The organism is Bullifex sp., assembly GCF_034103065.1.
GTDB lineage: Bacteria > Spirochaetota > Spirochaetia > Sphaerochaetales > Sphaerochaetaceae > Bullifex.
Map to the genome: position 1 here is coordinate 1 of NZ_JAXEGN010000158.1, position 10579 is coordinate 10579.

General features: G+C 34.2%; 8 protein-coding genes. 4 read left to right on the plus strand and 4 right to left on the minus strand.

Features of this window, described 5'->3' with window-relative positions:
* Positions 1-41: 41 nt before the first annotated feature.
* The 3 genes from SOY52_RS06310 to SOY52_RS06320 form a co-directional block, all read right to left on the minus strand.
* The gene (locus tag SOY52_RS06310; protein ID WP_320848120.1) at positions 42-641 is read right to left on the minus strand and encodes a hypothetical protein; all 600 of its coding nucleotides are present in this window, start codon (positions 639-641) and stop codon (positions 42-44) included.
* A 77-nt stretch (positions 642-718) separates the two neighbouring features.
* Entirely contained in the window at positions 719-3556 is a 2838-nt protein-coding gene (gene topA / locus SOY52_RS06315; RefSeq protein WP_320848121.1) for a type I DNA topoisomerase, read from the minus strand.
* Between the two features lie 96 nt (positions 3557-3652).
* Positions 3653-4444 carry a fibronectin type III domain-containing protein gene (locus SOY52_RS06320; RefSeq protein ID WP_320848122.1) on the minus strand — a complete coding sequence of 264 codons (792 nt, stop codon included), beginning with the start codon at positions 4442-4444 and terminating at the stop codon, positions 3653-3655.
* Between the two features lie 87 nt (positions 4445-4531).
* Here SOY52_RS06320 and SOY52_RS06325 point away from each other — a divergent pair, with 87 nt between their 5' ends.
* The 4 genes from SOY52_RS06325 (at position 4532) to SOY52_RS06340 (ending at position 9847) form a co-directional block, all read left to right on the plus strand.
* Positions 4532-5236, plus strand: coding sequence for a hypothetical protein (locus SOY52_RS06325; RefSeq protein WP_320848123.1), 705 nt, complete (start codon positions 4532-4534; stop codon positions 5234-5236).
* Positions 5237-5336: 100 nt separating this feature from the next.
* On the plus strand, positions 5337-6839 hold the full coding sequence (locus SOY52_RS06330) for a peptidylprolyl isomerase (RefSeq protein ID WP_320848124.1): 1503 nt from the start codon (positions 5337-5339) through the stop codon (positions 6837-6839).
* Between the two features lie 81 nt (positions 6840-6920).
* Positions 6921-7949, plus strand: coding sequence for a DUF2804 domain-containing protein (locus SOY52_RS06335; RefSeq protein WP_320848125.1), 1029 nt, complete (start codon positions 6921-6923; stop codon positions 7947-7949).
* Between the two features lie 65 nt (positions 7950-8014).
* A complete protein-coding gene (locus tag SOY52_RS06340; RefSeq protein ID WP_320848126.1) occupies positions 8015-9847 on the plus strand; it encodes a DEAD/DEAH box helicase in 1833 nt (610 codons plus the stop codon).
* A gap of 34 nt (positions 9848-9881) precedes the next feature.
* Here SOY52_RS06340 and SOY52_RS06345 read toward each other — a convergent pair.
* Positions 9882-10579 (minus strand): hypothetical protein (locus SOY52_RS06345; RefSeq protein ID WP_414429593.1); only part of this gene is annotated, 698 nt, incomplete at its 5' end.

A 10579-nucleotide genomic window follows, 5' to 3' on the forward strand; every position in this document is an offset into this window, starting at 1 on the left:
TATTTTAGCTTGCCTTAGAAATGATTTTGATTTTTCTTTAATTACTTATTTAAATTATAAGTAGTTTCAAATACTGCACCATTTACTACCCAAACATCGGATAAGTCAGGTTTTCCATCAACGGCATTACAAACTAAGTAATCTCCAGATGCATGATTTGTTTCTGATTTATTAGTGTAAAGAACATCCCCCCAAGCAGTTTGAACTTCACAAATAATGTTCTTAGGAACAAAGAATGCAAAGTTTGAATCTGGAGTAGCTTTTGCTCTAATAGGAATGAAGATGCCTTTATTGTTTGTAAAATCTTCTTCTGATAATGCACTACCATCTTCTCTAGTATAAGACTTTAATACCTTAGAAAGCTTTGTAACCCACTCTTCTCCAAGTGTACCCTTTAATACAACAGATACTCCATCATCTTCAACATGGTAATCTGTAAGTTCTAAAAAGTTATAAGTATCATATGGCTCATTAACCATCATACCAGAAATAACATAATCTGTTTTTCCTGTTAGAAAGCCTTCTTCCATGTGCTGAGCAAGATAATCATCAGCAGTACATTCAATTGCTTTTGTACTTTGACATGAAATCATAACGAAGAGAGAAAATAAAATAAGTGAAAAAGAAATAAAACGTTTCATTGTAGCCTCCGGGGGGAATTTTCTCATACTTTACCTATTTGTGAAAAGGTGTTTGGACTAACCAAACACCCTCTTTTTTACATTTTTGCTCTTACAAGCTCTTTGGCAACATCTTCTGTTAAAGAAGCTAAATCATTTTTTATTTTTGTAGAAAGGGCAATATTCACATCACCCCATTTAAGGTAAGCACCAAAACGACCATTAAGAACTCTTAGAGGCTTACCTTCAAAGGTACCAAAGTCCATTAAAGGAAGAGACTTTTCTTCTTGAGCTTTGATGATATTTACTAGCTCTTCACTAGTTAAAGAATCACTTCGCTCTTGGTCTGCTTTTGACAATCGATAATTCTTATCCCCACATTTAATGTAAACACCATAACGGCCACTAAGAACTTCGATAGGTTTACCATCATAGACACCACGAGAAGATTCAATTGTTTCCTTTTGAGTATTCTGCTCATGACGCTTAATTATATCTTCAACCTCTTCTTGAGTAAGTTCAGCGCTTCTAGCTTTTTCATCCTTTGTTAATGCGATATTCTCACTACCCCATTTTAAATAAGATCCAAAACGCCCTTTCTTTATAGAAACAGCTTTTCCTTCAAATGGAGAATACTCAACTCCCTTAGAGGATGCGCCATCCCGACTAACTAATGATAATGCTTTTTCTGCAGTAAGCTCAGTTAATGGCCCAAAAACCTTATAATTAGCACCTTTATATGTAATATACCCGCCATATGGACCATTATTGATTACTATTTCATTTCCTTCTTCATCACTTGCAATTGCCTTTGGAAGTGAGAAATAGAAGTCAATTTCTTCCTCTGTATAGCTATCTGCACTTTTCTTACTTTTTGGTACATTACAGGTTTTATCACCTCTTTGCCAGTATTGACCATGCTTACCAGATTTAAGCTGAGTCTTGTTATCAACAGTAGTTTCTTCTGGATGGAGGGTATTCTTTATTAACAGAGCAATATCATCATCATTAAGAGTTCCAGGACAAAGTGTATCAGGAAGATTAATCATGACAGCCTTACCATCATCCTTCTTTTTATCGAGCAATAGATAAGCACCAAAAGGTCCTACCTTAATTTGGTACTTAACCTCTCCTTCAACATTAGCTACACCAGAAAGATGAGGGAATGTTAATAATTTTGCATCAAAATGATCACTTCTAGCTCCTTGAACTAAAGAATTTAAGCCTTTAACACTACCTTTTCCATAGTAGAAGTCTTGTAGGTATCTTAAGGCATCACCTTCACCATTTGCGATTTTATCAAGTTGGTCCTCCATTTCAGAGGTATATGAATAGTCAACAAGATCCTTAAAAGATTCATTCATTAATCCATTTACAGCAAATCCTGTAAAAGAAGGAATTAAGCTTCTATCTTTTTCAATTGCATAACCACGATCTAAAAGGGTTGAGATAATAGTTGCATATGTACTTGGTCTACCGATACCTTTTTCTTCAAGCTTTTTAATTAAAGAAGCTTCATTGTATCTAGCAGGTGGTTGAGTAACATGCTCTTTACCGTTAATTGATATTAATTTCTCTTCATCTCCAGCACTAACAGAAGGAAGAGAGGTCTCTTTCTCTTCATCGTCTTGGTCAGTTCCATAAACCTTTAAATAGCCAGGAAATACTACCGATGTACCAGATGAAGTAAATCTAGCATCTTGGCATTTTACCTTAACCGTTGTAGTACTCTTAATGGCTTCACTCATTTGAGTTGCAAGAGTTCTCTGGTAGATTAATGTATATAGCGCAAGCTCCTTCCCTTTCAGACCACTTTCATCTGGACGCCTAAATACATCACCAGCTGGTCTAATCGCTTCATGCGCTTCCTGTGCATTCTTGCTCTTATTTTCAAAGTGACGCTCTCTAGAAGACAAATATTCAGTACCATAGTCACTCTTAATTTGCTCGCGAGCAAGCGAAATACATTCAGATGAAAGATTAACACTATCAGTACGCATATAGGTAATAAAACCGTTTTCAAATAGAGACTGTGCAACTCTCATAGTTTCTTTACTAGAAAGTCTCAATCTTCTATTTGCAACCTGTTGGAGTGTTGAGGTTGTAAAAGGTGGAAGAGGAGAAGACTTACTAGTTTTGTGAGTTACGCTTTCAATAAAAAATGGATTTTCATTGCAAATCTTTTCAACCTCATCGGCAAGCTTTTTATCCAGCAGTAAGGTCTTTCCATTAAATTGACCAGTTGTAGAGTCAAAGTCTTTACTTGTAGCAACTCTCTTTTCCTTATATTCATCAAGAGTTGCTTCAAATCTTTTACTATCCTTTGTTTCAAGTAAAACCTTTACATCGTAGTAAACAGAAGGAACATATGTAAGTCTTTCATTTTCTCTATCAACAATAAATCTTAAACCAACAGATTGCACACGACCTGCAGATAACTTTTTGTTTGACAGTCTCTTCCACAACACTGGAGAAACTTCATAACCATAAAGACGATCGACAATTCTTCTATCCTCTTGAGCCTTTACAAGAGCAAGATCAAGTTCTCTGCCCTTTGAAAGTGCTTCAGTTACTGCCTTTTTAGTTATTTCATGGAATACCATTCTCTTTGTCGGAACTTCAGGTTTTAAAAGCTCCATTAAGTGCCAAGAAATAGATTCTCCTTCACGGTCCTCATCGGTTGCAAGTAAGAGTTGTTCACTCCCTTCTAGTTTCTTTTGTAAATCATTTACACGGCTTTCTTTTCCCTCTGTAATAACGTAATGAGGCTTAAAATTATCCTCAATATCTACACCTAAGGTATCAGAAGGAAGGTCCCTAATATGACCTTTACTTGCCACAACAGAGTAATTTTTAGGCAAATACTTCTTAATTGTATTAGCTTTAGTAGGAGACTCAACTATAACAAGAGTCTTCTTTGCAGGATCAAATTCCATACTCCCTCCAATAAACATAGAAAATAATCCTGCATTTTTCGATTTGTCAAGAAAAAATTTTAGCCCTTTTCTAGTTATTACATAGTAATAAAAATTTTATTCAACTTTCTCAAGAACAAATGCAAATGGGTCTTCAGAGGCCTCATTCTTAAATAATGCCTTCTTTGCAATATCAGACCCAGTGTTTCTAAAAATTAAATATGTACCACTTTCATCACTTTTAAAAAGGAATTCGGTAATAGTTCCTACCTTAATTCCAAAGGCTTTAGAAGTAATATTAAGAATTACTCTATCTGTAGTTTTTTGAACCTTAACTGGCTGAAAAGCAGTAGGTGTGACATCTAGGATATTAATCTTTCTACAAATATCCTTATAAACCCTAGCAACATCAATTTTGTCTTTAAATTTAATCCAAGGCCAAGGACCTTCAATTGGGTCAAAAGGAAAAAATGGTAGTATTTCTCCATCTAAGTTATAACTAATAGCCATGTATTGGGCGCCCTCATCTTCTATAAGTTTTGCTACAAATTCTATATCCTTAAACTTTCCGTTATTATCATCACCTTTATTAATAAAACGATAGGTACCAGAGTAATTGCCTGTAGTAAATGTTACTTTTGATGCCGATAGAGTATTATTATTTTCATCACGTGCACCAAATGTAATTGTGTACTCTTGATTCTGATTTAAGTTTTTAATCGTATAGCTCAATTCACCATTTAGTAATCGAACAAACGGAGTTCTATCGATATAAATATCGTAATAAACAGCGTTATCAACCTTATCCCAAGATAAAGTGACATTATTTGTATAAACCTCATGATAGAGAGCTGCAAAGAGTGCTGCAGGACATAATAAAAACAATATTGTAAAAAGTATTTTTTTCATATTTTCTTTCCAAAAAAATAAAGTCTGTTGTTTGAAAAAGTAAAAAGTTGTCTTGCCCTTTCAAATTACAACAGTTAAGCTTATTTTATGAGAAAAATTATTTTTGTACTAGCATGTTCCTTGAGTCTCCTTTTTAGCTGCACTGTTACTGAAAATGCATCAATAAGTAAAAGTACAAGTGGAACTTCAATGACAGATATTCACGTAGAAGATTACTTTATCGATGTATTAACCGATTTTGCTGAGTTCTTACCTGAGTCAGATGAATCAATTATGGATAACGCCATAAATTCATTTGCAGGTCAGTTATTTGGAGTTGAAGGTATTGAAGGAGTTCAGGCTGTAAAGACTTCAAACAATGACTACACTCTTTACTTTGATTTCAATTCATTTGAAGACCTTGCAACAAAGCTTTCGGGAAAAAACTCACAATCAATTATTAAGCAATCAAATGGGAAACTCTCTTTCTATGTTGATATCGACAACTACACAGAGCTTGAAGCAGTTGTTCCATTCCTAGCAGATCCTAATATTGAAGTATTCTTAGCAAAGTACAACGTTGGATATAGCGAAGAAGATTACCTCGATATGATCGTATTCTCACTTGGTGAAGAAGCTCCTGAATCACTACAAAATAGCTATATAACTATTAATTTAACTCTTCCAGGAGATGTTATCTCGGTAAATGGTGCTCAAAAAATATCACGCAATACAATTAAGTATTCATTTAGACTAATCGATTTTCTACTTTTAAATAATCCATTAAAGTTCGATGTTAGTTGGAAAGTCTGATAATTTCGTTGACACCTATCCAATAAAAATGATAATTTCAATAATGGTATCTCTGACTACATATCAGAGGTGTCACTATTAACTAAAAGGAAAAAAGAAAATGGCTGACACAGAAGAAAAGAATCTTGACTTTAAAAAAGGTGGTAAACACACAGAAGAAAAAGTCGCAGCAAAAAAATCAAAGAAGAGCTTTGCATGGTGGGCTGGTGTAGTAGTACTTATCTTAATCTCTATTACATTCGTTCTTCCAGCAACAGGTATCGGAGCACTCTTTGCAGAAGATAGCATTGTATTCGGTAAATACAATGGTGAGAAAATTGAATATAAGCCAGGTAACTACTTTGGTAACCAAGTAAACTCTTTGGCATCTCAGTATGATTCACTCGACATGTCAAGTCTTTATTCTGTTTGGTATCAAGCATATCAAAGCACAGTATTACAAACAGCTTTAAATCAGGCTGCTAATAAGGCTGGTATCAAGGCAACAGATTATGCAACTAACCAGTACATCCTTGATTCTGGTATCTACAATACTGATGGTGCTTTTGATAAAGCTAAATACGATGGCTACACACAGGCACAGAGAGAATCAATTTACAACAATGTTTATAGTTCAATTCCTGGAATGACAGTTGCAAATGACTACAGCACAGTTCGTTCTTCAGATAAGGAAAAAGACTTTGTTAGTACAATGGCTGCAACAGGTAGAACATTTGAATATGTTGCATTTGGTTCTGAAACATATCCTGATAGCGATGCAGTCAACTACCTCAACTCTAATCCACAGCCTTTTGCTAAAGTTGGTGTTTCCATCATTTCTGCTGAAACAGAAGATGCAGCTAAGGTTTTAATGGATGAAATTAAAGCTGGTACAAAGACTTTTGATGATGCAGCAGCTAATGACTCTATAGATGCTTTTAAGAGTGCTTCTGGTAAAGTTGGTGAAGTATACTTCTACAACCTTCAAAACACATTAGGAAGCCAAGATAATGCAAATGCAGTATTCTCAACAGCAGTTGGTGAGCTTGCAGGTCCTTACTACACATCATATGGCTACTCATTCTTCAAAGTTGATTCAGCTCCAGTAATGGCAGATGCATCAGACGCTACAACACTTTCAGTAGTAAAGTCCTATATTGCTAATGAAAATCCTGACCTTGTTACTCCATATGCAGAAGCAGCTGCTAACGAGTTCTATGCAAATCCTGATTTCATCTACACAGATCTTTCTGTATATGAAGTTGCATCAACTCCTGCAAATCCACAAACAAGTTCATTCATGGGTTCATTTGCTTACACAGACGCAGCAGGCCTTCTTGCTACAGCTTCAAGCGATGCTGCATATATGAACAGCTTATTCAAGGGTGAAACAGGTACAGTACTTGCTCCACAAAAAGCTGGTTCAAACTACATTGTTACCAAGATTGGTGATGAGAGTGTTTCATCATCTATTAAATCTTCAGTTCCTACTTTCTATGATTACATTGGAACTCTTGCAATACAGCAGGATTTACAGAGTGCTATTTTAAATAACTCTACATTTGAAGATGACTTTGTAAATACACTCTTTTCTAAGGTATTAAACTTAGGTGGTAACAACTAATATAATGTATTTCAAATAATGCGGGATTAACTTCCCGCATTTTTTTTACTCCTTTTCCTTTTTTGATTTTATAATTATTGCATGAGCGAAAGAGAAATTTTAAAACCTACTATATTATTAAAGGATGATGGAACGTTAACAGAGGAAGGTTTTGCTAGAAAACCATACTTTATCTATGAAAGAGAAAAAATTAAAGCTTCAAAGATCCGAATAAAAGAATGGGACTATTATGCTATATTAGACAAAAGTAAAAACTATGTAGTTTGCATGACTTTTTCTGATTTAGGCTTTGCTGGATTATTTGCACTTGCATTAATTGACTATAAGACTAAGAAAGCTATTCAAAGTGATACAATTAAACTGTTAACTCTTCATAAAACAGGTCTTTCACCTTCATCAAATATTGATAATACAATATCCTTTTCAAGTCCAAAATTTTCATTCAAATTTTCTAAAAATGGTTCACAAAGACACATAGAGGTTAATGCACCAAACTTTACTCCGAATCCTATCTTTATTGATGCAATATTTTCACAGCCTGACGATAAGGAAACAATTAACATCGCAACTAGTTGGGAAGAAAATAGAAAAGCTTTCTATCTAAATGAAAAAGCTATTGCGATGACTCCCCTTTCAGGGTTTGTCCAAATAGGAAATAGAAAAGATGATATTTGCATTGATAAATCAACTCTTATTCTCGACTGGGGAAGAGGAAGATGGACAAGAGAAAATACTTGGTACTGGGCTGCAGCTTCAGGATTTTACAACGATATTCCAATTGGTTTTAATCTTGGCTATGGTTTTTCTGATAGATCAAAAGTTAGTGAAAATGCATTCTTCTTTAATAATAGGCTTCATAAACTAAATAAGGTTGAATTCAAATTTAATTCCTATATGGATAATTGGGAAATAAAAGATAATGAAGGCCGTCTTAATCTAACCTTTAAGCCAGTAGTACCAAGGATTTCAAACACTAATTTAGCAATTATTGTTTCTAAACAAAATCAGATATTTGGTTATTTTGATGGCAAAGTAAAACTTGATAATGGAGAAGAAATAAAAATAACTAATTTAATGGGTTTTGCTGAAGAAGTATATAATAAATGGTGAATCACTTGCATAACACTCTTTTTTTCTATATAGTTCTTCGTGCTAAATTAATATAAGGAATATAAATGTTTGATGAATTAGAAAGCTTTAAAGTGTTAGGACTATCAGATACCACACTTGAAGCACTTAGTTTAAAGGGCTTTAGCGAGCCTACTGACATACAAAGAGAGTGTATCCCTCTTTTACTTGAAAACAAATTAGATGTAATTGGACAGGCAAGAACAGGTACAGGTAAGACTGCTGCCTTTGCTCTCCCTATTTTGGAAACTATCAACGAAAAAGATAAGTCTACCCAGGCTTTAATCCTTGCACCAACAAGAGAGCTTGCGATGCAGGTAGCTGCTGAAATTGACTCATTAAAGGGCAATCGTGATATAACAGTTGATGCAATTTATGGTGGTGCTTCATATGAAAATCAATTTAAGAAGTTAAAGAAAGGTCTTCAAATTGTTGTTGGAACTCCAGGCAGAATTCAAGATCACCTTGATAGAGGAACTCTTAATATTTCTAAGATTTCTTTTGCTGTTCTCGATGAAGCTGATGAAATGCTTGATATGGGCTTTATCGAAGATATTGAAAAGATTCTTGCAACTAGCCCAAAAGATAAAAGAATGCTTTTATTTTCTGCTACAATGCCTGATCCTATCTTACGCTTAGCAGAAAACTTCATGAGAGACTACAAAGTTGTTAGAATTAAAAAGCAAGATAATGAAGAAGTATTAACAGAACAATATTATTTCGATCTTCGTGAAAGTGATAAAATTGAAGCACTTTGTCGTCTTATCGATTTTGCTGATGATTTCTATGGAATCGTATTTTGTAGGACCAAGGTTCAATGCGAGGAAATTGGTAGAAAACTCTCAGAAAGAGGATATAACGCTGAGGCTCTTCATGGAGACCTCTCTCAAAAACAAAGAGAAATAATTCTTCAGAAATTAAGAGATCATAAGATTAGTATTCTTGTAGCAACAGACGTTGCTGCTAGAGGAATTGATGTCCAAGAGCTTACACATGTAATTAACTTCACTATTCCTCAAGATCCAGAAGTTTATATCCATAGAATTGGTAGAACAGGAAGAGCTGGTAAAAAAGGAACAGCTATTACCTTCGTAACTCCATCTGAAGCAAGAAAGTTTGGGTTTATTAAGCGTATTAGCAAAATGAAAATCGAAAAAGGAACTTTACCATCAAGTAATGATATTCTTCAAAAGAAGAAAGAAAGAATCCTTTCTAAAGTTGAAGAATCATTTAAAGATAATGCAATTGAATACGAAGGTATTGCAGCAAAGCTCCTTGAAGAGGAAGATAGCTTTACAGTAGTAAAGGCACTATTAAAGCTTTTATATAAAAATGAACTTGATAAGAGTCAGTACCATACTATTAAGAGCTTAGAAAAGCCTCAAGATCAAAAGAAGAAAGCTAAAGATAGTAAGAATATAGCTGTTGATGAAACTACCCGTTTATTTATAGCTTTAGGAAGAAAGGATGGGCTTACAAAGCGATTATTGGCTAATATGTTAATTGAGCGTTGTAGACTTAACGATGACGATATTCAAGGAATTGAAGTCATGGAAGAGTTTAGCTTCATTAACGTACCATCTATGTATGCTGAATTAATAATTAATGCCTTCAAAACTAGAGGAGAAAAAGGAAAACCTCTTATTGTACGGGCAAAGGCAGAAAAGGATTCAAGAAAGCCAATTAAGGCAACAAAGAAGTCAAATGCACAAACATCTGTAAGACGTACTAGAAGAAAGTGGGAAGATGATATTCAACCATACGGTCGTGATACAAGAGATGATGACGAGGACGATTTTCTACCTAGGAAGCAATCATCACCTAAAAAGAAGCCTCATGGTAAATATAATATCAATAATAAAAAGTCAAAAAGACATTAAGACTATTAGAGCCCTTTTCAGGGCTCTAACTGTTTTATCTTGTAATTGCAAATCTTACAGAGAATATGTAGTCATTCATTAATGAGTCATACCCTACTCTTAGTGTTAATGGAAATTTTTGTAAGCCAATTAATGAGAGTAAGAATTGTAGCTCAACACCTGTACTAATAGCAGGAGTAGGACCTTGATAGAATAATAGGTCACAATATAAGCTTAACTCTAAGTATTCAGCCATCAAAAGTTCGCCAAAAGTAGGACTCTTTGTAAAAGCATAACCAAGTGAAAGAGGTAATACTACCATATATGGTTGGTTAATACCTTGTCTTGGAACAACATCATCATATTTAGATGTATCCATAATATCTTGGTTATTGGTTAAGAATCCATCTACAGCATAAATTTGAACACCATTTTTGCCGTCTAAAGCAAAACGAGTTAATACACCTACATCAAAGTACAAGTTAGTTTTAGGAATATAATAAATTCTTGTTGAAGCTCCAACTTGTCCAAAGTGTCTTGTTGAATCGGTATCAATTCTATACATAGAAAGTAAATATCCTGCATGAATATTTACATTACATAAATCTGTATATAAAGTACCTAGAATTCTACAAGAAAGTAAGTTTTGATCCCTATTATTGTTCTTTCCAACTTCATTGTACATTTCAAAAGCTTGGTTTAATTGTAAGGTAATAAAACCATTAGAGAAGAACTTCCAGTCAATACCCTCTC